Below are 24,119 nucleotides of genomic sequence, written 5' to 3' on the forward strand. Positions count from 1 at the left end.
GAAATCAGCGCAGCCGGGAATTCGGGGTGTTTTCGATGAGATTACGGTGAGAAGCCCCACAGCGGCGGGCCACCGGCCTACAGCGGCGTGACGTACGCCCCGGAGATGCCGCCGTCCACCAGGAACTCGCTCGCGGTGATGAACGAGGAGTCGTCGCTGGCCAGGAAGGCCACCGCGGCGGCGATCTCCTCGGCCCGGGCGAACCGGCCGAGCGGGATGTGCACCAGCCGGCGGGCGGCCCGCTCCGGGTCCGCGGCGAACAGCTCGCGCAGCAGCGGGGTGTCCACCGGCCCGGGCGACAGCGCGTTCACCCGGATCCCCTCCCGGGCGAACTGCACGCCCAGCTCGCGGGACATCGCCAGCACCCCGCCCTTGGAGGCCGTGTACGAGATCTGCGAGGTGGCCGCGCCCATCCTGGCAACGAAGCTGGCGGTGTTGATGATCGAGCCGCGCCCGTGCCGGCGCATGTACGGCAGCGCGGCCTTGCAGCACAGGTAGACCGAGGTCAGGTTGACCTCCTGGACCTTGCGCCAGGCGTCCAGGCCGGTGGTCAGGATCGAGTCGTCCTCCGGCGGCGAGATGCCGGCGTTGTTGAACGCGACGTCCACGCCGCCGTAGGTCTCGTAGGCCTCGTCGAACAGCGCCTCGACCATGTACGGGTCGGTGACGTCGGTGTGCACGAACAGCCCTCCGACCTCCTTGGCGGCCGCCCGGCCGGTCTCCTCGTCCAGGTCCGCGCAGACCACCTTCGCGCCCTCGGCGGCGAGCCGGCGGGCGGCGGCCAGGCCGATCCCGCTGCCCGCGCCGGTGACCACGGCGGTGCGGCCGACCAGGCGGCGGCAGACCATCTCGTCCGGTCCGGTCATGGACTGTCACTCCTCGCTGTGGATGAAGACGTTCTTGGTCTCGGTGAAGTGGCGCAGCGCGTCCGGCCCCAGCTCGCGGCCCACCCCGGACTCGCCGAAGCCGCCGAAGGGCGTCCAGTAGCGCACCGAGGAGTGCGAGTTGACGGACAGGTTGCCCGCCTGGACACCCCGGGCCAGCCGCAGCGCCCGGCCGACGTCCCTGGTCCAGATCGAGCCGGAGAGGCCGTAGCGGGTGGCGTTGGCCAGGCGCAGGGCGTCGGCCTCGTCGGTGAACGGCAGCACGGCGGCGACCGGGCCGAAGATCTCCTCGGTGACCGCCGGGACCTCCGGGGCGGCGGGTGCGAGCACCGTCGGCGGGTACCAGTAGCCGGGCCCGTCCGGCACCTCGCCGCGGGCCAGCACGGGCAGGTCGGGGGTCACGTAGGAGGCGACCCGGCGGACCTGGGCGGCCGAGATCAGCGGGCCGAGCTGGGTGTCCGGGTCGTGCGGGTCGCCGGTGCGCAGCGCCTCGACGGCGGGCAGCAGCAGGGCCAGGAAGTCGTCGTAGGCCTCGCGCTGGACCAGGATCCGGCTGCGGGCGCAGCAGTCCTGGCCGCTGTTGTCGGCGAAGGACATCGGGTCGGCGGCGCGGGCCAGGTCGGCGTCGGCGAAGACGATGTTGGGGCTCTTGCCGCCGAGTTCCAGGGTGACCCGCTTGGCCCGGGCCGCGCAGCGGGCGGCGACCTCCTTGCCGACCACGGTCGACCCGGTGAAGACGATCTTCCGCACCGCCGGGTGGTCGACCAGCGCCCGCCCGGTCGTGCCGCCGGCTCCTGGGACGACCTGGAACAGTCCCTCGGGAAGTCCGGCCGCCAGCCCGAGTTCGGCCAGTCGCAGCGCGGTCAGCGGGGTCGCCTCGGCGGGCTTGAGCAGCACCGCGTTGCCGGCCGCGAGGGCGGGGGCGAAGCCCCAGGCGGCGATCGGCATCGGGAAGTTCCACGGTGCGATCACCCCGACCAGGCCGATCGGTTCGTGGAAGGTGACGTCCAGGCCTGCTGGGACGGGAATCTGACGACCGGTCAGCCGCTCCACTCCCCCGGCCGCGTACTCCAGCAGGTCGCGGACGTTGCCGGCCTCCCAGCGGGCGTTGCCCAGGGTGTGGCCGGCCTCGGTCACCTCCAGTTCGGCCAACTCCGTGACGTGCACCTCGACTTGGTCGGCGAAGCGGCGGAGCAGCCGGGCCCGGTCGGTGGGCGCCAGGGCCGCCCAGCCGGTCTGGGCCTTCACGGCGCGCTGGACGGCCGCGTCCAGCTGCTCGGCGGTGGTGTCCGGGACGGTGGCGAGCAGCTCACCGGTGGCGGGGTTGCGGACCTCACTGCTGGTCGGGTCGCTCATGGCTCACATCCGTTCGAAGGATCGGTAGCGCTCCCAGTCGGTGACCGCCCCGTCGTAGGCGGCCTGCTCGACCCGGGCCATGTTGAGGTAGTGCTCGACCACGTCGTCCCCGAAGGCCGTCCGGGCCAGTTCGCTCTGCGCCCACAACGCGGCGGCCTCGCGCAGCGATCCGGGCACCCGGGCGTACTCCTCGGCCGCGTAGGCGTTGCCCAGGCAGGGCGTCGGCAGGTCCAACTTGCGCTGCAGGCCGTACAGTCCGGCCGCGATCATCCCGGCCACGGCGAGGTACGGGTTGACGTCGCCGCCGGGCACCCGGTTCTCCATCCGCAGGCCCGGGCCGTGGCCGACCACCCGGTAGGCGCAGGTGCGGTTGTCCCGGCCCCAGGCCACGGCCGTCGGGGCGAAGGAGCCCGGGCGGTAGCGCTTGTAGGAGTTGATGTTCGGCGCGTACAGCACGCTGAACTCGCGCAGTGCGACCAGCTGTCCGGCCAGGAAGTGCCGCATGGTGTCGGTCATCCGGCCGTCCCGGTCGGCGAAGGCGGGGGCGCCGACGGCGTCGCGCAGCGACAGGTGGATGTGGCAGCTGTTGCCCTCGCGCTCGTCGTACTTGGCCATGAAGGTGAGCGCGCAGCCCTGTTGGGCGGCGATCTCCTTGGCGCCGGTCTTGTAGACGCTGTGCTGGTCGCAGGTGGTGAGGGCGTCCGAGTAGCGGAAGGCGATCTCGTGCTGGCCGAGGTTGCACTCGCCCTTGGCGGACTCGACCGTCAGCCCGGCGCCGGCCATCTCGTTGCGGATCCGGGAGAGCAGCGGCTCGATCCGGGCGGTGCCCAGCATCGAGTAGTCCACGTTGTAGAGGTTCGCCGGGGTCAGCCCGCGGTAACCGCCCAGCCAGGCCTGCTCGTAGGTGTCGCGGAAGACCAGGAACTCCAGTTCGGTGCCGATGTCCGCGGCCAGCCCGTACTCGGCGAGCCGGGCGATCTGCCGCTGCAGCAGCTGGCGGGGGGCGGCGTCCACCGGGTGGCCGCCGTGCCGGGCCAGGTCGGCGGTGACCTGGGCGGTGCCGGGCTGCCAGGGGGTCAGTCGCAGGGTGGCGAGGTCGGGGCGCATCGCGAAGTCGCCGTAGCCGGTGGCCCAGGAGGAGAAGGCGTAGCCGTCCACGGTGTTGAGGTCCACGTCCACGGCCAGCAGGTAGTCGCAGGCCTCGGCGCCGTTCTCCGCCACCTCGTCCAGGAAGAAGCGGGCGGCGAACCGCTTGCCCTGCAGTCTGCCCTGCATGTCCGTGAAGGAGAGCGCGACGGTGTGCACCTCGCCCGCGTCCACCAGGGTGCGCAGCTCGTCCAGGGTCAGTGGCGGCCGGGGCCGCGAACCCGCGGGGGCGTTCTCGGACATGCCGAACCCTCCTCCTCGATCACTCTGCTCACTCTTCGATCACTCTTCGAGATCAAGCGATCACAGCTTCATGTACACAGCGAACCGTACGGCCTGCGCCTCACGGGGCGGAAGAGGGCGGACGGGTGTGGCGCGCCGATGCGCGTGTTTGACGGGGTACCGGACGGTACGGGAGGAGAATGCCCGCCATGGATCGCAGGCCTTTCATCGGCGTCAGCACCTACCTGGTGGACGTGAGTTGGAGCGACTGGCGGGGCCGTCGCGTCGCCCTGGTGCCGGAGGAGTACACCGCCTACGTGCAGGACTCCGGCGGCATCGCCGTCCTCCTCCCGCCGGACGCCCCCGAGCGCGCACCCGAAGTCCTCGCCCGGCTCGACGCCCTCGTCATCGCCGGCGGCCCGGACATCGACCCGGCCTACTACGGGGAGCCCGCCCACCCGTTGACGGACGTCGACTCCCCGGCGCGCGACGCCTGGGAGGTCGCCCTGCTGCGCGGCGCCCTGGCGGCGGGCATGCCGGTGCTCGGCATCTGCCGGGGCATGCAGGTCCTCAACGTGGTCTGCGGCGGCACGCTCGTCCAGCACCTGCCCGACGTGCTCGACGTCGACGTCCATGCGGGGACGCCGGGTTGCTACGGCAGCCACGTGGTGCGGCCGGTTCCCGGCACCCTGGTCGGCGGCCTCCTGCCGGAGAGCGAACTCCGCGTCCCCACCTTCCACCACCAGGCCGTCGACCGCCTCGGCGCCGGCCTGCGGGTCAGCGCCCTCGCCCCGGACGGGACGATCGAGGCCGTCGAGGGCGCCGGCTTCACCGTCGGCGTCCAGTGGCACCCGGAACAGGGCGCCGACCTCCGCGTCATGCAGGCCCTCGTCCGCGCCGCCACCGCGGCCGCCCTGGACTCGGTGGCCCTGGGCTGAGCCCCGACCCTCCCCCTCCCGCAGGCCCGCTCGCCGGCCGGCGCCCCGGGTGCACCGGGGCGCCGGCCGCTGTCCTGAGGTGGATCGGGCCGTCCGGCGGAGCCCCTGTTCGGCAACGACAACGGTCACCAGTACAGCCTTTGGATCTTTGTCGATTCTGCGGTTCACTTCGAGTGCGGGGCGATCGCCCCCTGTCACCTTCCACCCCGTGCGTCCAGAGAGGACTTCGATGGCCGGGCACGAGCATTCCCACGATGATCATGCGCATGACCACCAGAACTCGCCCGGCCACGACCATGAACACGGGGGCGGCGGCCACGGCCACGGCCACGGCGGACACTCGCACGGCGTCGCCGCCGACGCCGACCGCCGCTGGCTGGTCAGCGCCCTCGCCCTGATCGTCGTCTTCATGGCCGGCGAGGTCGTCGTCGGCTTCGCCGCCCAGTCCCTGGCCCTGATCTCCGACGCGGCGCACATGCTCACCGACGCCGCCTCGATCGTGCTGGCCCTGGTCGCCATGCGGCTCGCCGCCCGACCGGCCCGCGGCGGCTACACCTACGGGCTCAAGCGCGCCGAGATCCTCTCCGCCCAGGCCAACGGCGTGACCCTGCTGGTGCTGTCGGCCTGGCTGGGCTACGAGGCCGTCAGCCGACTGATCTCGCCGCCCGAGGTCACCGGCTCACTGGTGCTGATCACCGCGCTGATCGGGATCGTGGTCAACCTCGCCGCCGCCTGGTGCATGTCGAAGGCCAACCGCAGCTCGCTGAACGTCGAGGGCGCCTTCCAGCACGTCCTCACCGACCTGTACGCCTTCATCGCCACCGCCGTCGCCGGTGCGGTCATGCTGGTCACCGGCTTCGCCCGGGCCGACGCGATCGCCTCGCTGATCGTCGTCGTCCTGATGCTCAAGGCGGGCATCGGCCTGGTCCGGGACTCCGGACGGATCTTCCTGGAGGCCGCCCCGGCCGGCATCGACCCGGACACGGTCGCCGACCGGCTGGTCACCGAGCCGCTGGTCGAGGAGATCCACGACCTGCACATCTGGGAGATCACCTCCAACCAGCCGGCCCTGTCCGCGCACATCCTGGTCACCCCAGGCGGCGACTGCCACGCCGTCCGGCGCGAACTCCAGCGCCGACTGGCCAAGGAGTACGGCATCACCCACAGCACCCTCCAGGTCGACCACGTCGGCGAGGACGAGGCCGGGGCGCTGCTGCAGATCGCCGGCCCGGGCGAGACCGGCGTCGAACACTGCGCCGACGCCCACGGCCCGGTGCACCGCGCCGGCCCGCACGAGCACTGAGAACCGGGCCTTCGTCAGCGCGGTGCGGCATGATCTGACGCGTGACCGCACCGCGACTGATGCTCCTCGACTCCGCCAGCCTGTACTTCCGGGCCTACTACGGCGTACCGGACTCCCTGCGCTCCCCCCAGGGGGAGCCGGTCAACGCCGTCCGCGGCCTGCTGGACTTCATCGCCCGGCTGGTCCACGACCACCGGCCCGACGAACTCGTCGCCTGCATGGACGCCGACTGGCGCCCCCAGTGGCGGGTCGACCTCATCCCCTCGTACAAGACCCACCGGGTCGCCGAGGAGCAGGAGGCCGCCGAGGCCGGCGAGGAGGAGGTGCCCGACACCCTCGCCCCGCAGGTCCCGGTGATCGAGCAGGTGCTGGACGCCCTCGGCATCGCCCGGATCGGCTCCCCCGGCTACGAGGCCGACGACGTCATCGGCACCCTCACCGCCCGGGCGAAGGGCCCGGTGCAGATCGTCACCGGCGACCGCGACCTCTTCCAACTCGTGGACGACGCACGGCAGATCACCGTCCTGTACCCGGTCAAGGGAATGGGCAACCTCCAGGTCACCGACGACGCGCTGCTGCTGGAGAAGTACGGCGTGCGCGGCGCCCAGTACGCCGACATGGCCGCCCTGCGCGGCGACCCGTCCGACGGCCTGCCCGGCGTCAAGGGCATCGGCGAGAAGACCGCCGCCCAACTCATCAACGAGTACGGCGACCTGGCCGCCATCCGCGCCGCCGCCCTCGACCTCGGCTCCAGGCTCACCCCGGCCCGCCGCCGCAACATCGTCGAGGGCGCCGGCTACCTCGACGTCGCCCCCAAGGTCGTCCGCGTCGCCGACGACGCCCCGCTCCCGGCCTTCGACCCGACCCTCCCCCGCGAGCCCGTCGACCCGATGACCCTCGAACACCTCTCCGCCCGCTGGGGCCTCGGCACCTCCCTCCACCGCGTCCTGGAGGTCCTGGCCACCCGCTGACGCAACGACGAGGGGCCCGCACGTTCGACGCGAACGTGCGGGCCCCTCGTCGTGCGGCTCAGCCCACCGAGGAGTAGGCGATGATGCCGCGGCGCAGGCCCTCGACGGCCTTGCGGGCGGTCTTGCGCAGGTCGCCGTCCTCGCCGGCCGCGTCCTGGATCTGGCCCAGGACGTCGATCAGCTGCTTGGTCCAGCGGACGAAGTCGCCGGCCGGCATCTCGGCCTCGCGCAGGACCTGGTCCAGGCTGTGGCCGAGGGCCCAGCGGTAGGCGACCCAGGCGAAGCCGAGGTCGGGTTCGCGCTGGCCGACGCCCTCGGCGGTGTTGATCCGGTGCTGCTCCTCCAGGGCGTCCAGGTGGCCCCAGATCCGGATCATCTTGCCGAGCGCCTCCTTGGCCGCGCCCTCCGGCACCCGGGGGGCGCCGGCGTCGTCGGACTGGCGCGACTCGTAGACCAACGCCGAGGCGCAGGCGGCGAGTTCGGCGGCGGCGAGGCCGCTCCAGACGCCTTCGCGGATGCACTCCGAGGCGAGCAGGTCGAGTTCGCCGTAGAGCCGGCCGAGCCGCTTGCCGTCGTCGGTGACGGTGTCGCCCCGGAGGTAGCCGAGGTCGGTGAGCAGCCCGCAGACCCGGTCGAAGGTGCGGGCGATGGTGTGGGTGCGGGAGCGCATCCGGCGTTCCAGCAGTTCGGTGTCGCGGTGCAGCCGGTGGTAGCGCTCGGCCCAGCGGGCGTGGTCCTCGCGGTCGGAGCAGCCGTGGCAGGGGTGCTGGCGCAGTTCGGTGCGCAGCCGGGTGATCTCCGGGTCGTCGGCGGCGGCCGCGCGGCCGCGCCGGAACCGCTCGGGTTCGAGGTGGCCGGCCTTGGTGCGCAGCGCGGAGGCGAGGTCGCGCCGGGACTGGGGGCTGCGCGGGTTGAAGGACTTGGGGATCCGGACCCGCTCGATCGCGGCGACCGGGTGCGGGAAGTCGATCATCGCGAGCCGCTTGACCTGCCGCTCGGCGGTGAGCACCACCGGGCGCGGGCCGTCCTGGAAGTCGGGGTGGCGCGGGCCGCCCCGCCCGGAGCGGTTGACCGGCGGCAGGCCCGGGTCGAGGACCAGGGCGAGGCCGGCGAACTTGCCGGTGGGGACGTGGATGACGTCGCCCGGCTTGAGCTGCTCGATCGACTCGACGGCGGCGGCCCGGCGCTGGCTGCTGCCCTCGCGGGCGAGCTCGTTCTCGCGGTCCTTGAGCCGGTGGCGCAGCTCCATGTACGCGTCGAAGTCGCCGAGGTGGCAGGTCATCGACTCGCGGTAGCCCTCCAGCCCCTCCTCGTTGCGCTGCACCTGGCGGGCGATGCCGACCACCGAGCGGTCCGCCTGGAACTGGGCGAAGGAGGTCTCCAGCAGCTCGCGGGAGCGGTGCCGGCCGAACTGGGAGACCAGGTTGACGGCCATGTTGTACGAGGGCCGGAACGAGGACTTCAGCGGGTAGGTCCGGGTGCCCGCCAGGCCGGCCAGCGCCTCCGGGTCGAGGCCGCGCTGCCAGAGCACCACGGCGTGGCCCTCGACGTCGATGCCGCGCCGCCCGGCCCGGCCGGTGAGCTGGGTGTACTCGCCGGGGGTGATGTCGGCGTGGGTCTCGCCGTTCCACTTGACCAGCTTCTCCATGACCACCGAGCGGGCGGGCATGTTGATGCCGAGCGCCAGGGTCTCGGTCGCGAAGACGGCCTTGACCAGGCCCTTCACGAAGAGCTCCTCCACGACCTCCTTGAACCGGGGCAGCATCCCGGCGTGGTGGGCGGCGATGCCGCGCTCCAGCCCGTCCAGCCACTCGAAGTAGCCGAGGACGTGCAGGTCCTCGTCGGGGATGTCGGCGCAGCGCTCCTCGACGACGGCCCGGACCAGGGCACGGTCGGAGTCCTTGTTGAGCCGCAGGCCGGAGCTGAGGCACTGCTGGACGGCGGCCTCGCAGCCGGCCCGGCTGAAGATGAAGGTGATCGCGGGCAGCAGGCCCTCGGCGTCGAGCCGGTCGATGACGTCGACCCGGCCCGGCGTCCAGACCCGGCCGGGACGGCCGTTGGGCATCGAGCGGCCCCGGCCGCGGCCGAAGCGGTCGCGCGGGTTGCGGTCGAGTTCGGAGCGGGCGAGCCGCACCAGCTCGGGATTGACCAGCTTGCCGGGGTTGCGCTGGCCCGCCTTGGGGCGGCCGTCCCGGTCCGGGTCGGCGAACAGGTCGTACATCCGGTTGCCGGCCATCACGTGCTGCCACAGCGGCACCGGGCGGGTCTCGGAGACGATCACCTTGGTGCCGCCGCGGACGGTGTCCAGCCAGTCGCCGAACTCCTCGGCGTTGGAGACGGTCGCGGAGAGCGAGACGAGGGTGACCGACTCGGGGAGGTGGATGATGACCTCCTCCCAGACGGCGCCGCGGAAGCGGTCGGCGAGGTAGTGCACCTCGTCCATCACCACGTAGCCCAGGCCGTCGAGGGTGCTGGAGCCCGCGTAGAGCATGTTGCGCAGCACCTCGGTGGTCATCACCACCACGGGGGCGTCGCCGTTGACGGTGTTGTCACCGGTGAGCAGGCCGACCTTGGCGGCGCCGTAGCGCTTGACCAGGTCCCCGTACTTCTGGTTGGAGAGGGCCTTGATCGGCGTGGTGTAGAAGCACTTGCGCCCGGCGGCCAGGGCCAGGTGCACGGCGAACTCGCCGACGATGGTCTTCCCGGAGCCGGTCGGGGCGGCGACCAGGACGCCGGATCCGGCCTCCAGCGCCTCGCAGGCCTCCACCTGGAAGTCGTCCAGCGGGAAGTCGTACAGCTGCCGGAAGCCGTGGAGGGCGGCCGCCTCCTCCTTGGCCCGGCGACGGCTGGCCGCGTACGCCTCGGCGGGGCTGAGCTCCTGGACGTCCTGGGGCTCTGGATCGGGGGTGTTCATCGCCGTCCGGGTGTGGTTGGTGTGATCTCGCATCTCAGCGAGAGGTTACCCGGGAGGAGTGACATCGATAGCACCCTTTTCCGGGCCGAAGGGTCGCCGCGGGAGCGCCGGGCGGTCGCCCGGGGATCGTCACGGGATCACTCCCCTCTCAGATCCATAGTTGCAAATGTCTTCAACTGATCGGACTTCGACCAGCTTCGAACGTCTCCGGTCATTCCCGGTGGAGCACACCGGGAGCTCCCTACCTTCGGGTGCCACAGCCACCAACTCACGGGAGGACAGCGACGATGGCGAACCTGGAGACGTCCCTCAAGGAGGCCATGTCGATCGACGGCGCGATCGGCGTCGCCCTGGTCGACTACGGCAGCGGCATGGCCCTCGGCACCCTCGGCGACGGCGGCGAGCTGGACCTCAACGTCGCCGCCGCCGGGAACACCGACGTGGTCCGCGCCAAGATGCGGGCGATGGAGGCGCTCAACCTGCTCGACAACGAGATCGAGGACATCCTGATCACGCTGACCCACCAGTACCACATGGTCCGGCCGATCACGACGCCCAGCGGACGCGGCCTGTTCCTCTTCATGGTGCTGCACCGCAGCCGCGCCAACCTGGCGATGGCCCGCCACCAGCTCCGGCGGATCGAACTCGCGCTGGAGATCTGAGCCCACCGACACCAGGGAAGGGGGGACCCGTGACGACGGGAGTACCTCCCGGCCGCCGGCTGGGGGAGCTCTACCAGGTCAAGGCCGAGTTCTTCCGGATGCTCGGCCATCCCGTCCGGATCCGGGTGCTGGAGCTGCTCCAGCACGGGCCGACGCCCGTCCGCGGCCTGCTCGCCGAGCTGGAGGTGGAGCCCTCCAGCCTGTCGCAGCAGCTCGCGGTGCTGCGCCGGTCGGGCATCGTCACCGCGACCCGGGAGGGCAGCACGGTGGTGTACGCGCTGGCCGGCGCCGACGTCGCCGACCTGCTGCGGGCGGCCCGGCGGATCCTCACCGGGCTGCTCGCCGACCGGAGCGTGCTGCTCGCCGAGCTCCGGGCGGCGGGCGAGCAGCCGTTCCCGGGGACGGCCGGGGAGCAGCCGTTCCCGGGAGCGCCGGGCCGCGCCGCGCACCGGCCGGTCACACCTCGCGTCACACCTTGAGTCACACCTCGCGTCACTCCTCGTGTCACTCCTTGAGCAGCTCCGCCAGCCCGTCCGCGAGCCGCTCGTACTCCGCCGCCCGGTTGTACAGCTGGGCGCTGATCCGCAGCAGCCCGCCGCCCTCCCACGGCCGGACCGCGATCCGGGTGCCGAGCCGCCGCCACACCTCGCCCATCAGCGGCCGCACGTCCTCCTCCGCCTCGGCCCAGCCGACCGGCAGCCGGACGGTGCGCATCGACACCCCGGGCGTCGCCGGCAGCGCCCGCAGGCCGGCCCGCTCGACCAGGGCCCGCTGCCCGTAGGCGGCGAGCGCACCGTTGTGCGCGGCCACCGCCGCCGGGCCGAGTTCGCGCAGCAGCTCGAAGCCGGTCGGGGCGGCCAGCCAGGCGGTGTAGTCGCAGGTGCCGCGCCACTCCACGTGCCAGGGGAAGCCCCGGTCGTGCTCCCAGGAGAAGGTGAGCGGCCGGACCCGCCCGACCCACTCGGGGCGGACGGCCAGCAGTCCGGTGGCCCGCGGGGCGAAGGCCCACTTGTGCAGGTTGCCGAACCAGAAGTCGGCGTTCGGGTCGATCGGGTCGGGCAGCATCCCGGGGGCGTGGGCGCCGTCCACGACGGTGGTCACCCCGCGTGCCCGCAGCTCGGCGAGGAGGGCCGGGCCGGCCACCAGCCGGGCGGTGGGCGAGGTGATCTGGTCCAGCACCGCGACGGTGGTGCGGTCGTCGACGGCTGCGAGCACCGCCTCCCGGACGGCCCGCTCGTCCGGGGCGTCCAGCGGCAGTTCGACCGTGACCACCTCGGCCCCGGTCTCGGCGGCCCGCCGCTCGGCGGCGCGGTTGACCACGCCGTAGCCGTGGTCGGTGACCAGGATCCGGTCGCCGGGGGAGAACACGATGCTGTCCAGGGCGATCGCGACCGCCTCGGTGACGTTGGAGACCAGGGCGAGCCGGTCGGGGTCGACGGCCAGCTCGGCGGCGATCCGGGTCCGGGCCGCGCCGACCCGGGCGGGCAGGTCGGCGAAGAAGCCGTCCGGGTCGAGTTCGTGCGCGGTCCGCAGCTCCTCCTGCACCCGGCGGACCGGGTGGGGCACGGCCCCGTACGAGCCGTGGTTCAGGTGGGCGGCGTCCGGTGAGACGGCGAACAGGCCGTCCGCGGCGGCGAGCGGGGTCGGCGGCTCGGCGGTCCACAGGTCCTCGGGCATGCCGTTCATGAGGTTCCTCCCCTGGTCGCGACGCATGGCGACACGTCGTGGTGTGTGACATTTCACATGGCAGAATACTGGTCGGGGCACGCACCGCACGACCACCATCGGGCCGTGACCATCACCGACGCCCTCCTTGCCCTCAGCGCCCGCACCGGCCGGTTCGGCCACGGCGCCCCGCGCGCGTACACCCTCGCCGAGGACGGTACCCGGCTGCTGCTGCTCCGCTCGACCGGTCCCGAGGACCCGGTCGACCGCCTCCACCTGCTGGACACCGCCACCGGCACGGAACGCCTGGTCGCCGACCCCGCCACACTGCTCCCCGGCCGCACCGGCCACCGCGACCGACTGCCCGTCCTGGAGCGGCGGTTGCGCGAACGCACCCGGCTGGTCGCGGCCGGCATCGGCGGCTACGCGGCCACCGCCGACCTGGCCGTCGCCGTCTTCGCCCTCGACGGCCGACTCTTCCGCACCGACACCGCCACCGGCACCACCGACGAACTCCCGGTCGCCGGACCGGCGTTCGACCCCCGCCCGGACGCCACCGGCCGGCGCGTCGCCTACGTCGCCGACGACGCCCTGTACGTCACCCCGGACCCGACCCCGCTCTCCCCCGCCGACGGCGCCCGCTGGGGCGTGGCCGAGTTCGCCGCCGCCGAGGAGCTCGGCCGCTCCCGGGGCCACTGGTGGCGCCCCGACGGCGGCGCGCTGCTGGCCACCCGGGTGGACGAATCCGCCCTCCCCCGGCGGTACTTCGCCGACCCGGCCCGCCCCGGCGAACCCGGCGAGGACTTCGCCTACCCGCAGGCCGGCGGCCCCAACGCGGACGTCCGGCTCTGGGTGCTCGGCCTGGACGGCAGCCGGGTCCGACTGCGCTGGGACAGCGCCGAGTTCCCGTACCTCTGCGCCGCCTCTTGGGCCTCCGACGACGAGGTGCTGCTCACCGTCGCCGACCGGCTGCAGCAGCGCGTCCTGCTGCTCGGCGCCGACCCGGCCACCGGCGAGACCCGCGAACTCTCGCGCACCACCGACGAGTTCTGGGTGGACGAGCTGCCCGGCACCCCCGCCCGGCTGCCCGACGGCCGGCTGCTCACCGTCCACGACACCCCGCAGGCCCGCGGCCTCGCCCTGGACGGCAAGCCGCTGGACACCACCGGGCTGCAGATCCGCCGGGTGGTCGGCCGCCACCGCGACCGGCTGCTCTGCGAGACCGGCCGGGGCGACCCGGCCGACCAGTACGTCCACCTGATCGACCCGGACGGCGGCGCGCCCGAACTCCTCAGCACCGGACCGGGCGTGCACTCCGCGCTCGCCGCCGCCGACACCCTGCTCCTCACCTCCGCCACCGCCGAGGGGGTCACCCGCCGACTGCTCCCCCGGGGCCACCGGCTCACCGACCTCAGCGCCGCCCTCCCGTACGTCGTCCGCCCCCGGCTCGCCCGGGTCACCGACCGCGCGCTGCCCACCGCCGTGGTGTACCCGCGCGGGCACGTCCCCGGCCGCCGGCTGCCGGTCCTGCTGGACGTCTACGGCGGGCCCGGCTTCCAGGCCGTGGCCGCCGAGCCGCGCCGCTGGCAGCTCCGCCAGTGGTGGGCCAACCAGGGCTTCGCCGTGGTCACCACCGACAACCGCGGCACCCCCTTCGTCTCCCCCGGGTTCACCCGGGCGATCTTCCGGCGGTTCTCCCAGGTCGGCCTGGACGACCAGGTCGACGCCCTGCACGCGCTCGCCGCCGACCACCCCGACCTCGACCTGGGCCGGGTGGGCGTGCGCGGCTGGTCGTACGGCGGCTACCTCGCCGCACTCGCCGTGCTGCGCCGCCCGGACGTCTTCCACGCCGCCTGCGCGGGCGCCCCGCCCACCGACTTCCGGCAGTACGACACCGCGTACACCGAGCGCTACCTCGGCCTGCCGCAGGACAACCCGGAGGGCTACGCCGACGACTGCCTGCTCACCGACGCCCCGGGCCTGGCCAGGCCGCTGCTGCTGATCCACGGGCTGGCCGACGACAACGTCCACCCCTCGCACACCCTGCTGCTCTCCCAGGCGCTCACCCGGGCCGGGCGGCCGCACAGCGTGCTGCCGCTGCCGGGCGTCACCCACATGACCCCGGGCGGCACGAACGAGCAGGTCACCATGGCCGAACTCGCCTTCCTGCGGGCGTCTTTGGGGTGATCCGTCGAACCGACCCCACCGGCGCGGCGCAAAGGCCCCGGATCCCCCCGACGAAAAGGGATCCGGGGCCGGTCCGAGGCCGCCTCACCGCCCGAGGCGGCGGGCGGTGAGCGCCGCCGTGCCCACCCCGAGCACGGTGATCGCGGCGATCCCGAAGGTCATGTACCGGGCCGACGCCAGCAGGCTGTCCCCGCCCAGGTTCACCAGCGTCCCGGCCAGCGCCGAGGTGACCGAGAAGGCGATCAGCTGGGTGGTGTTGATCGCCGCGGCCGCCTTGCCGCCCTCGACCGGGTCGGTGCTGCTGCGCATCGCGGCCACGCTCAGGTGCGGGAACGCCAGCCCGATCCCGGTGCCGGCCGCGAACAGCGCCACCGCCCACACCACCACCCGCGGCCCGGAGGCATGGGCGGTCTGGGTCAGCGCGTACACCAGCAGGCCCGCCACCAGCACCACCGGCGCGGTCCGGATCGCCCGGGCCCGGCCGCGGGCGGACTCGATGCCCACGCTGAACAGCTGGGCGGTGGTCCAGCCCGCCGAGGTCGCGGCGCCGAGGAAACCGGCCACCAGCGGGCCGAGCCCACCCAGCCCCTGGCCGAACAGCGGGATGAAGTTCTCCGCCACCACGCCCGCGCAGAGCACCGCGACGGTCAGGTAGAGCCACTTCAGGCCGTTCCCGGCCAGGTACGTCCGGTGCGGCAGGACGGTCGCGGCGCCGCGCCGCTCGACCGCCACGAAGCCCGCCAGCAGCACCAGGCCGCCGACTATGCAGGCCACCGTCGCCCAGCCGACCGGCACGGTCGAGCTGATGCTGAACGCGGCCGCGGCCAGGGTGAGCAGCAGCAGTGACGGCAGCGGCACCGGCCCCGCGCCCGCCCCCGGGCCGGACGGGCCGGGCAGCACCCGGCGGGCCAGCACGGCCAGCACCAGCGCGGCGAGCAGCAGCAGGACGTACGCCCAGCGCCAGGCACCGAACTGGGCGAACAGCCCGCCCAGCGAGGGCCCGACCAGGGTGCCGACGCCCCACATCGCGGAGACCAGCCCGGCCGCCCGGGTCCACAGCCGCTCCGGCAGCGCGCTGCGGATCACGGCGTAGCCGAGCCCGGCCACCAGCCCGCCGCCGAGGCCCTGCACCACCCGGCCGAGGATCAGCGCGAGCATCGACGGGCTGGCCGCGTTGAGCACCGCGCCGGCGCCGAACACCAGGAAGCCCAGCACATAGGCGCGCGCGGCGCCCAGCCGGGCCAGCAGCCGGCTGACCAGCATCGAGGCGATCACGGCGGCCATCAGGAAGCCGGTGGCCACCCAGGCGTAGTACCGCTCGCCGCCGATGTCGGCCACGATCGAGGGCATCAGCGCCGCGGTGAAGTACAGGTTCATCGCGTACAGCGCGACGCCCCCGGCGAGGATCGACGCGGCGGCCGCGAATCGGCGGGAGAACAGTTCGCCCCAGCCTCCGCCGGTGCCGTCCGGCGGTGACTCCGGAGCGTAACTCGGCTGGTCAGCAAGGGCAGTGGGGGCCTTGACGGCGGAAGATTCGGTCACGTCCGGTACGCTAGGACTTCAACAGAACTTGAAGTCAAGGAGTGCGAGGAGCAGCCATGAGCGGCGACGGCGCGGCACCGGTCGACCTGCTGAGCGTCGGGGAGGTGGCCCGGCGGGCCGGCATCGCCACCTCCGCGGTGCGCTTCTACGAGGACCAGGGGCTGATCTCCTCCGAGCGCTCGGCCGGCAACCAGCGCCGCTACCGGCGGCACGTGCTGCGCCGGATCTCGCTCATCCTGGTCGCCAAGCGGCTCGGCATCCCGCTCGCCGAGGTCGCCGAGGTCTTCACCGGCCTGCCCGAGGACCGGATGCCCGGCAAGCACGACTGGGAGCGGATCTCCCGCCGCTGGGCCGAGCAGCTGCGCGCTCGGCGGACCGAACTGGAGCGGCTGGAGGGCGAGTTGACCGGCTGCATCGGCTGCGGCTGTGTGTCGCTGCGCCGCTGCCGGGTGCTCAACCCGGGCGACGAGCTGGCCACCGAGGGCCCCGGCCCGCGCCTGCTGCTGCCGACCGACGAGCAGTGAGCGCGGTGGAACCCGGTCGGACGCGGCCCTCGTGAGGTTCCCCGCCGCGCCCGACCGGGGGTTTCGGGTCGGCCGTCAGGCCTCCGGGAAGTGGCAGGCGGCCTCCCGCCCGCCCGTCCCGACGATCCGCAGCAGCGGCCGCTCGGTCCGGCACACCGGCTGCGCCTTCGGGCAGCGCGGGTGGAAGCCGCACCCGGGCGGCGGGTCGGCCGGGCTCGGCGGGTCGCCGAGCAGCACGATCCGCTCCCGGGCCCGCTCGGCCGCCGGGTCCGGCAGCGGCACCGCGGACAGCAGCGCCTTGGTGTACGGGTGCGCCGGGCCGCCGTACACCTCGGCCTTGTCGCCGATCTCGACGATCCGGCCCAGGTACATCACCGCGACCCGGTCGCAGACCCGCTTGACCACCGAGAGGTCGTGCGCGATGAACACGTACGCCAGCCCCAGCTCGCGCTGCAACTGCTCCATCAGGTTGACCACTTGGGCCTGGATGGAGACGTCCAGCGCGGACACCGGCTCGTCCGCGACGACCAGCTTCGGCGAGGTGGCGAGCGAGCGGGCGATCCCGATCCGCTGCGCCTGGCCGCCGGAGAACTCGTGCGGGTAGCGGTCCAGGTGCTCGGGGATCAGCCCGACCAGTTCCATCAGCTCGGCGGCCCGCTTGCGCGCGTCCGCCGCGCTCCCGCCCTGGACCAGCAGCGGTTCGGAGAGGATCCGGGCCACCGTCTGCCGGGGGTTGAGCGAGGAGTACGGGTCCTGGAAGACCATCTGCAGGTTCCGTCGGTGCGGCCGCAGTCGGCTCTGCGAGAGGCCGCCGATCTCGGTCCCGTCGAAGGTGACGGTGCCCGAGGTCGGGTCGAGCAGCCGGACGATCATCCGGCCGGTGGTGGACTTGCCGCAGCCGGACTCGCCGACCAGGCCGAGCGTCTCGCCCGCGCCGAGGTCGAAGCCGACCCCGTCGACGGCCCGGATCGGTGCGCTGGCCCGGCCGGTGCGACTCCGCCGGCCCGGAAAGGTCTTCACCAAGTCCCGTACCGACAGCAGTGGTTCGGTCATCACGACACCCCTTCCGGCACCAGCGGCAGGTGGCAGGCGGCCTGGTGGCCGGGGGCGAGCGGGCCGAGCGTGGGTCGTTCGGCCCGGCAGCGGGCGTGCTCCTCGGCGGACGCGGCGGTGGTGCGGGCGCAGCGCGGGGCGAAGGAGCAGCCGGGGGCGGGGGCGATCAGCGACGGCGGGCTGCCGGGGATGGCCCGCAGCGGGGCGTCGTCGGTGTCGTCCAGGCGCGGCAGCGAGTCCAGCAGGCCGCGGGTGTACGGGTGTGCGGGCCGGGCGAACAGCCGGTCCACCGGGGCCTGTTCGGCCGCCCGGCCGCCGTACATGACCAGGACCTCGTGGGCGACCCGGGCGACCACGCCCAGGTCGTGGGTGATCATCACGACGCCGAGGCCGCGCTCCTGCTGGATCCGGGCGATCAGGTCGAGGATCTGCGCCTGGACGGTGACGTCCAGGGCGGTGGTCGGTTCGTCGGCGATCAGCAGTTCGGGTTCGCAGGCGAGCGCCATCGCGATCATGACGCGCTGGCGCATGCCGCCGGAGAACTGGTGCGGGTACTCGTCGACCCGGCGGGCCGGTTCCGGGATGCCGACCTCGGCCAGCATCTCCACCGCCCGGGCCCGGCCGGCCTTGCGGCCGGCCTTGAAGTGCACCCGGTAGTGCTCGGCGATCTGCTCGCCGACGGTGTAGAAGGGGTGCAGGCTGGACAGCGGGTCCTGGAAGATCATCGCGATCCGCCGGCCCCGGACGGTGCCCAACTCCCGTTCCCCCAGCCCGTTCAGCTCCTGTCCGTGGAGCCGGATCGAGCCGCTGACGGCGGCGCCGCGGTGCAGGCCCATGACGGCGAGCGAGGTGACGGACTTGCCGCTGCCGGACTCGCCGACCAGCCCGAGGGTGCGCCCGGCCTCGACGGCGAAGGAGAGGCCGTCGACGGCGCGGACGGTGCCGCGCGGGGTGTCGAAGGAGACCCCGAGGTCTTCCACCTCCAGGAGGGCCATCAGTACCTCACTCTCGGGTCGACGAACGCGTAGAGCAGGTCGACCAGCAGGTTCGCCACGACGATGAAGAAGGCCGCGAGCAGGGTGACGCCGAGGATGACGGGCTGGTCCGAGCGGAGCAGGCCGTCGTAGAACAGCCGGCCGACGCCGGGCAGGCCGAAGATGGACTCGGTGATGACGGCGCCGGCCAGCAGGCCGCCGAGGTCCATCCCGAAGATGGTCAGGATCGGCGTCGTCGCGGAGCGCAGCCCGTGCTTGACGGTCACCGTGCGCGGCGGCAGCCCCTTGGCGCGGGCGGTGCGGATGTACGGCTCGGCCATCGCCTCGATCATCGAATTGCGGCTCTGCCGGGCGTACATGGCCGCGTACAGCAGGGCCAGGGCGATCCACGGGAGCAGCAGGTTGGAGGCCCACGCGAAGGGGTTCTCGGTGAACTGGTGGTAGGCCGGGTAGGGCAGCAGCCCGGCCGTCCGGACGACGCCCCAGATCAGCATCACCGAGGTGAAGTAGACCGGCAGCGAGGCGGTGCCGACCGAGAACACCATCAGGATCCGGTCGAGCGGACGGCCCTTGCGCAGCGCCGAGGTGACGCCCGCGCCGAGGCCGAGGACCAGCCAGAGCACGGCCGCGCCGAGGGCCAGCGAGATCGAGACCGGCAGGCGGTCGGTGAGCAGGTCCCAGACCGGCATCCCGTACTCGTAGGAGTAGCCGAGGCAGGGGAAGCCGCAGTGCACGGCGCTGGAGCCGCTGCCGTAGTCGCGTCCGGCGAAGATGCCGCCGAGGTAGGCGAGGAACTGGTCCCAGACCGGCTTGTCCAGGCCCATCGCGGCCTTGACGTCGGCGAGACGCTCGGGGCTGCAGGTCTTGCCGCAGGCGGCCGCGGCCGGGTCGTTGGGCAGCAGGTAGAAGATGGTGAAGGTGATGGCGCAGATGGCGAGCAGGATGCCCACCACGCCGAGCAGTCGGCGGCCGAGGTAGAGGATCACGACCGGCCTCCCCGGGGGTCGAGGATGTCGCGCAGCGCGTCCCCGAGCAGGGTGAAGGCGAGCACGGCGAGGAACAGGAAGACCGTCGGGATGAGGAAGTACGTCGGGTCGGTCTCGTAGTGGACGATGCTCTCGGCGATCATCTGGCCCCAGGAGGCGGTCGGCGGGCGCACGCCCACGCCGAGGTAGCTGAGTGCGGCCTCGGTGGCGATCATGCCGGGGATCAGCAGCGTGGTGTACGCGATGACCGGCCCGGAGACGTTCGGCAGGATCTCCCGGGTGAGGATGCGCCAGGAGCGGGCACCGCCGACCTTGGCGGCCTCGACGTACTCGCGGTGCTTGAGCGAGAGGGTCTGGCCGCGCACCACCCGGGCGATGCCGGGCCAGGTGAACAGGCCGATCACCAGGGTGATCAGCAGGATCCGGTTGACGTCCTTGGCCACCGACATCATCGCGATCATGAAGATCAGCGAGGGGAAGGACATCGTGAGGTCCATCAGCCGGGACAGCACGGTGTCGGTGCGGCCGCCGAAGTAGCCCGCCGCGATGCCGGCCAGGGTGCCGGTGACCACGACGACCGCGGTCGCGGTGAACGCGATCAGCAGCGACACCTGGCCGCCGTGCAGCACCCGGGCGAACAGGTCGCGCCCGGTGATCGGTTCGACGCCCAGCCAGTGCCGGGTGCTGATGCCGCCGAAGTCGCCGCGGGGCATGCCGCCCAGGTAGGGGTCCACGGCGCGCTTGTCGAACTCCTCGGGGGACCAGCCGCCGAGCGAGCTGAGCGGGCCGGCCAGCGCGGCCGCCAGGATCAGCACGCCGACCGTGATCAGCCCGAACCGGGCCGAGCCGCGGGCCCACAGCTGGTCCCAGACCAGCCGCCACGGCCCGCGCCCGGCACCCTTCGCGGGGCCCACCGCCGTGGCGACGGGCTCAACTGCTCCTCGCTCGCCTCCGGCCGCTCCCGACCCGGTGTCGACGCTCCTCACTCCGGCACTCGCTGCGCTCGCTTGTCGCTCGTCACTCTCGACACCGGCGCGGCCTTCAGCTCCCGAGGGATTGGTGACGCTCATCGGTGCCGGCCCCTCAGCCCTTGCCCTTGGCGGGGTCCTTGAGGCCGACCGTGGCCAGGTCGATCATGCCCGCGAAGCCGACGTTGCCGAAGGCGCCGGCCACGTTGGTGCCGACCAGCAGCGGGCGGCGCTGCCACATCAGCGGGACGGCCGGGGCCTTCTTCATCAGGTCCGCGTCCAGCTGCTGCCAGGCCTTGTTGGCCTCGTCGACGTCCGTCATGGCCGCGATCTGGTCCATCCGGTCCATCGTGGCCTGGTCCCGGAACTGGCTGTAGTTGCCCTGGTTGCCCTTCTCCTTGATGGTCCGTCCGTCGAACAGGAACGGGAAGAAGGTCGCGGCGGACGGGTAGTCCGGGCACCAGCCGTTGATGGTCAGCTCGGGGGCGTTCTTGGTGTCGCCCAGGGTGTCGGTGAAGGCGGACGGGTCCACGGTGTTGACGGTGACCTGGACGCCGACCTTGGACAGCGACTGCTGGATCGCCTCGCCGCGGGTCTTGTCGTTGAGCGAGACCAGCAGCGAGACCTTGAGGTCGGTCTTGCCCGCCTCCTTGAGCAGCGCCTTGGCCTTCTCCGGGTCGCCGGCCGGCGGGATCTTCAGCGGGTCGGACTTGACGCCGCCGGTGAGCGAGGGCGGCAGGAAGGAGGTGGCGGTGTCGGTCATCGCCGGGCCGCCGAACGCGGTGACCTGGGCCTCCCGGTCGACCGCCCACATCATCGCCTCGCGCACCTTCGGGTCGTCGAACGGCGCCTTGGCGGTGTTCAGGTAGAGCATGTCGGTGCAGCCGGTCGACTCCGCCACCATGCGGGCCTTCACGTCCGGCTTGGGCAGCACCTTGGCGGCCGACTCGTGCTGCATCCAGGGCATGTTGATGGCATTGGCGTCGGCGCCGTCGCTGGCGATGATCCGGTCGTCGGCCTGGCCGCCCTTGATGCCCTCGGTGACCACGATCCGGTCCGGGTACGCCTTGCGGACGGAGTCGGTGGCCTGGTCCCAGCCGGTGTTGCGGACCAGCACCAGCTGCTTGCCCCGGTCGTAGGTCTCGATCTTGTACGGCCCGGAGGAGAACGGCCGGGAGTCGTACAGGGTGCCCTTCTCCTGGACCTGCGGCACCGGGGAGAAGGTCGGCAGGGTGACGGTGTCGGAGAACTCGGCCACCGGGCGCTTGAGGTGGAAGACGATCGTCTTGTCGTCCGGGGTCTCGATGCTGGCCAGGTGCTCGCCGGTCAGCGGGCCCTTGTAGTTCTCACCGCCCGCCAGGTACTGGACGGCGTAGTCGGGGCCGCCGGTGAGGTCCGGGGAGAAGGAGCGCTCGACGTTGTACTTGATGTCGGCGGACTTGATCGGGCTGCCGTCCTCGTACTTGAGGCCGTCCTTGAGGGTGAAGGTCCACACCTTGCCGCCCTCGGAGGACTTGCCGAGGTCGGTGGCGAGGTCCGGGACGATCTCGCTGCCGGCGGCCCCCGGCTCGGACTTGAAGGTGGTCAGGGTGCGGTAGATCAGCCGGGTGCCGAAGTCCATGTGCGGCACGGTCCAGTTGCGGGCCGGGTCGAGGTGGGCGAAGTCCTGGTTGGTCAGGATGTCGAGGGTGCCGCCCTTGACCGGGGTGCCGCCGACGATCGAGCCGGACGCGGCGCCCGGGCCCTGGCTGTTGGCGGGTCCGGCGTCGCCGCCGCTGTCGCTCTTGTCGTTCTTGCAGGCCCCGAGGCCGAGGGTGAGGGTCGCCGCGAGGGCCGCCGCGAGGGCGGCATGGGTGCGCCTGGTCATGTGCAACTCCGCTGTGGGGGGCCTGCTCCGGCCGCTCCGCTGTGTGACCCGTAACATAGTAATGTGAAATTGCACTGCACAAGGGGTGACGCCGTCCGTTACCCAGCTGTGTCCGTGCACCTCACCTCCCCCGCACCGCTTAGGAGTTCACCGGTGACCCACCCGCAGACCGGCCTCAACACCGGGAGCCACGACCTCCCGGTCTCCCCCGCCCTGGCGGCCTTCATGGGCACCAGCTGGGCCGCCACCCCGCTCCCCGCCGACGACCGCGTGCCCGGTCACGATCGGTTCCCCGGCCGCCGCGCCCGGCTCTCCGCCGCCTTCCCCGGCGAACGGCTGGTCATCCCGGCCGGCCGCCTCAAGGTCCGCTGCAACGACCTCGACCACCGCTTCCGCCCGCACAGCGCGTACGCCTGGCTCACCGGACTCACCGGCGAGGACCAGGCCGACCACGTCCTGGTGCTCGAACCCGCCGGCCCCGAAGGCCACGAACCGGTGCTCCACGTCCACCCCCGGTCCCCGCGCAGCGGCGGCGAGTTCTACCGCGACCGCCGCTACGGCGAGTTCTGGGTCGGCCGCCGCCCCGACCTCGCCGAAGCCGCGCAGCTCACCGGCATCCGCACCGCACACCTCGACGACCTCGGCAAGCTCTTCACCGGACCGCAGCCGCCCACCCGGGTACTGGCCGGCACCGACCCCGCCGTCGACCGGGCCACCGGCCGCGGCACCCTCCCCCAGGACACCGAACTCGCCGCCGTGCTCTCCGAGTTGCGCCTGGTCAAGGACACCTGGGAGGTCGAACAGCTGCAACTCGCCGTCGACCACACCGTCACCGGCTTCGAGGACGTCGTCCGCGCCCTGCCCACCGCACTGCGCCACCACCGCGGCGAACGCTGGATCGAGGGCGTCTTCGACCTGCGCGCCCGCGCCGAGGGCAACGGCACCAGCTACACCACCATCGCCGCCTCCGGCGCCCACGCCTGCGTGCTGCACTGGATCCGCAACGACGGCGCCCTCGACCCCGACTCCCTGCTCCTGCTGGACGCCGGCGTCGAGACCGACACCCTCTACGCCGCCGACATCACCCGCACCCTCCCGCTCAGCGGCACCTTCACGCCTGTCCAGCGCCAGGCCTACGACCTCGTCCTCGCCGCCCAGAGCGCCGGCATCGCCGCCCTGCGCCCCGGCGCCCGCTTCCGCGACTTCCACCGCGCCGCCATGCGCGTCATCGCCGAGGGCCTCGCCGACTGGGGCGTCCTGCGCATCCCCGCCGAACAGGCCCTCGACGAGGACAACGGCCTCTACCGCCGCTACACCCTCTGCGGCAGCGGCCACATGCTCGGCCTCGACTACCACGACTGCGCCAAGTCCCGCGCCGACCGCTACCTCGACGGCACCCTGGAACCCGGCATGGTCCTCACCGTAGAACCGGGCCTCTACCTCCAGCCCGACGACGAGACCCTCCCCCTCGAACTCCGCGGCCTCGGCATCCGCATCGAGGACGACCTGGTCATCACCGAGGACGGCGCCCACCTGATGTCCGCCGCCCTCCCCCGCACGGCCCCCGCCATCGAGTCCTGGATGGCCGACCTCCTGGAGTGAAGGCTCCGGGGCGGACGATCAGGCCACCTTGATCGTCCGCTCCCCCTGCCGCACGGTGACCTCGACCTCGCCACCGATCGCGGCGGCGTACGCCCGCAGGTTGTCCAGGCTGTCCACCTGCCCGTGCTCGATCTGCGACACCCGCGCCTGGCTCACCCCGAGCAACTCGGCCACGTGCTTCTGGGTGAGCCCGGCCTTGCGTCGAAGCTCCGCCAGCTCATGCCCCCGGATCTGAGCCAGCGTCTCCTGGCGGACTTGGGCCCGCCTCACCTCCGCCTCCGGCGTCGCCAGCTCGGGAAACCGCTTCATGACCTCGGCCCGAACCTCGGTCCAA

20 protein-coding genes are annotated in these 24,119 nt (G+C 72.9%); 8 read left to right on the forward strand and 12 right to left on the reverse strand.

The genetic code is table 11. From position 1 onward, the window contains the following. Window positions 1–77: 77 nt before the first annotated feature. Genes ABTZ03_RS13060 through ABTZ03_RS13070 form a run of 3 tightly spaced genes read right to left on the reverse strand, consistent with a single transcriptional unit; the run spans window position 78 to window position 3,629 of the window. Window positions 78–866, reverse strand: a complete 789-nt coding sequence (locus tag ABTZ03_RS13060) for a 3-oxoacyl-ACP reductase (RefSeq protein WP_350512976.1) — start codon at window positions 864–866, stop codon at window positions 78–80. A gap of 6 nt (window positions 867–872) precedes the next feature. Then, window positions 873–2,240, reverse strand: coding sequence for an aldehyde dehydrogenase family protein (locus ABTZ03_RS13065; protein ID WP_350512977.1), 1,368 nt, complete (start codon window positions 2,238–2,240; stop codon window positions 873–875). Between the two features lie 3 nt (window positions 2,241–2,243). Beyond that, window positions 2,244–3,629 (reverse strand): glutamine synthetase family protein, encoded by a 1,386-nt coding sequence (locus tag ABTZ03_RS13070; RefSeq protein WP_350512978.1) that lies wholly within the window; start codon window positions 3,627–3,629, stop codon window positions 2,244–2,246. A gap of 188 nt (window positions 3,630–3,817) precedes the next feature. On the opposite strand from ABTZ03_RS13070, the gene ABTZ03_RS13075 reads away from it, so the two are divergent. The 3 genes from ABTZ03_RS13075 (at window position 3,818) to ABTZ03_RS13085 (ending at window position 6,820) form a co-directional block, all read left to right on the forward strand. Further along, window positions 3,818–4,546 (forward strand): gamma-glutamyl-gamma-aminobutyrate hydrolase family protein, encoded by a 729-nt coding sequence (locus tag ABTZ03_RS13075; protein WP_350512979.1) that lies wholly within the window; start codon window positions 3,818–3,820, stop codon window positions 4,544–4,546. A gap of 229 nt (window positions 4,547–4,775) precedes the next feature. After that, the gene (locus tag ABTZ03_RS13080) at window positions 4,776–5,849 is read left to right on the forward strand and encodes a cation diffusion facilitator family transporter (RefSeq protein ID WP_350512980.1); all 1,074 of its coding nucleotides are present in this window, start codon (window positions 4,776–4,778) and stop codon (window positions 5,847–5,849) included. Between the two features lie 59 nt (window positions 5,850–5,908). Further along, the gene (locus tag ABTZ03_RS13085; RefSeq protein ID WP_350513015.1) at window positions 5,909–6,820 is read left to right on the forward strand and encodes a 5'-3' exonuclease; all 912 of its coding nucleotides are present in this window, start codon (window positions 5,909–5,911) and stop codon (window positions 6,818–6,820) included. Window positions 6,821–6,878: 58 nt separating this feature from the next. On the opposite strand, the gene ABTZ03_RS13090 is transcribed toward ABTZ03_RS13085, so the two are convergent. Beyond that, on the reverse strand, window positions 6,879–9,734 hold the full coding sequence (locus ABTZ03_RS13090; protein ID WP_350513016.1) for a DEAD/DEAH box helicase: 2,856 nt from the start codon (window positions 9,732–9,734) through the stop codon (window positions 6,879–6,881). Window positions 9,735–10,021: 287 nt separating this feature from the next. Here ABTZ03_RS13090 and ABTZ03_RS13095 point away from each other — a divergent pair, with 287 nt between their 5' ends. Both ABTZ03_RS13095 and ABTZ03_RS13100 read left to right on the forward strand, forming a co-directional pair. Then, window positions 10,022–10,396: a hypothetical protein gene (locus ABTZ03_RS13095; RefSeq protein WP_350512981.1), complete on the forward strand. Its 375-nt coding sequence runs from the start codon at window positions 10,022–10,024 to the stop codon at window positions 10,394–10,396. A gap of 59 nt (window positions 10,397–10,455) precedes the next feature. Then, the gene (locus ABTZ03_RS13100) at window positions 10,456–10,875 is read left to right on the forward strand and encodes an ArsR/SmtB family transcription factor (protein ID WP_350513017.1); all 420 of its coding nucleotides are present in this window, start codon (window positions 10,456–10,458) and stop codon (window positions 10,873–10,875) included. 25 nt (window positions 10,876–10,900) lie between these two features. On the opposite strand, the gene ABTZ03_RS13105 is transcribed toward ABTZ03_RS13100, so the two are convergent. Further along, entirely contained in the window at window positions 10,901–12,082 is a 1,182-nt protein-coding gene (locus ABTZ03_RS13105) for an aminotransferase class V-fold PLP-dependent enzyme (protein ID WP_350512982.1), read from the reverse strand. A 105-nt stretch (window positions 12,083–12,187) separates the two neighbouring features. Between ABTZ03_RS13105 and ABTZ03_RS13110 the strand changes: the two genes are divergently transcribed. Beyond that, window positions 12,188–14,248, forward strand: a complete 2,061-nt coding sequence (locus tag ABTZ03_RS13110; RefSeq protein ID WP_350512983.1) for a S9 family peptidase — start codon at window positions 12,188–12,190, stop codon at window positions 14,246–14,248. Between the two features lie 84 nt (window positions 14,249–14,332). Here ABTZ03_RS13110 and ABTZ03_RS13115 read toward each other — a convergent pair whose 3' ends face one another. Further along, on the reverse strand, window positions 14,333–15,790 hold the full coding sequence (locus tag ABTZ03_RS13115) for an MFS transporter (protein ID WP_350512984.1): 1,458 nt from the start codon (window positions 15,788–15,790) through the stop codon (window positions 14,333–14,335). Window positions 15,791–15,846: 56 nt separating this feature from the next. Between ABTZ03_RS13115 and soxR the strand changes: the two genes are divergently transcribed. Continuing rightward, entirely contained in the window at window positions 15,847–16,314 is a 468-nt protein-coding gene (gene soxR, locus ABTZ03_RS13120) for a redox-sensitive transcriptional activator SoxR (RefSeq protein ID WP_350512985.1), read from the forward strand. Between the two features lie 75 nt (window positions 16,315–16,389). Here soxR and ABTZ03_RS13125 read toward each other — a convergent pair whose 3' ends face one another. From ABTZ03_RS13125 to ABTZ03_RS13145, 5 genes are all read right to left on the reverse strand, one after another. After that, window positions 16,390–17,367 (reverse strand): ABC transporter ATP-binding protein, encoded by a 978-nt coding sequence (locus ABTZ03_RS13125; protein ID WP_350512986.1) that lies wholly within the window; start codon window positions 17,365–17,367, stop codon window positions 16,390–16,392. After that, on the reverse strand, window positions 17,367–18,362 hold the full coding sequence (locus ABTZ03_RS13130; RefSeq protein WP_350512987.1) for an ABC transporter ATP-binding protein: 996 nt from the start codon (window positions 18,360–18,362) through the stop codon (window positions 17,367–17,369). The genes ABTZ03_RS13125 and ABTZ03_RS13130 overlap by 1 nt, the downstream gene beginning before the upstream one ends. Next, window positions 18,362–19,348 (reverse strand): ABC transporter permease, encoded by a 987-nt coding sequence (locus ABTZ03_RS13135; RefSeq protein WP_350512988.1) that lies wholly within the window; start codon window positions 19,346–19,348, stop codon window positions 18,362–18,364. Before ABTZ03_RS13135 ends, ABTZ03_RS13130 begins: the two co-directional genes overlap by 1 nt. After that, the gene (locus ABTZ03_RS13140; RefSeq protein ID WP_502894449.1) at window positions 19,345–20,262 is read right to left on the reverse strand and encodes an ABC transporter permease; all 918 of its coding nucleotides are present in this window, start codon (window positions 20,260–20,262) and stop codon (window positions 19,345–19,347) included. The genes ABTZ03_RS13135 and ABTZ03_RS13140 overlap by 4 nt, the downstream gene beginning before the upstream one ends. Before the next feature lie 169 nt (window positions 20,263–20,431). Continuing rightward, window positions 20,432–22,183, reverse strand: a complete 1,752-nt coding sequence (locus ABTZ03_RS13145; protein ID WP_350512989.1) for an ABC transporter substrate-binding protein — start codon at window positions 22,181–22,183, stop codon at window positions 20,432–20,434. A 153-nt stretch (window positions 22,184–22,336) separates the two neighbouring features. On the opposite strand from ABTZ03_RS13145, the gene ABTZ03_RS13150 reads away from it, so the two are divergent. Then, window positions 22,337–23,785: an aminopeptidase P family protein gene (locus ABTZ03_RS13150; RefSeq protein WP_350512990.1), complete on the forward strand. Its 1,449-nt coding sequence runs from the start codon at window positions 22,337–22,339 to the stop codon at window positions 23,783–23,785. 18 nt (window positions 23,786–23,803) lie between these two features. Here the strand turns inward: ABTZ03_RS13150 and ABTZ03_RS13155 are convergent, their stop codons facing one another. Continuing rightward, window positions 23,804–24,094 (reverse strand): helix-turn-helix domain-containing protein, encoded by a 291-nt coding sequence (locus tag ABTZ03_RS13155; protein ID WP_350512991.1) that lies wholly within the window; start codon window positions 24,092–24,094, stop codon window positions 23,804–23,806. Window positions 24,095–24,119: the final 25 nt, after the last annotated feature.

Origin of the sequence: Kitasatospora sp. NPDC096077 (assembly GCF_040303245.1) — a bacterium.
Lineage (GTDB): Bacteria > Actinomycetota > Actinomycetes > Streptomycetales > Streptomycetaceae > Kitasatospora.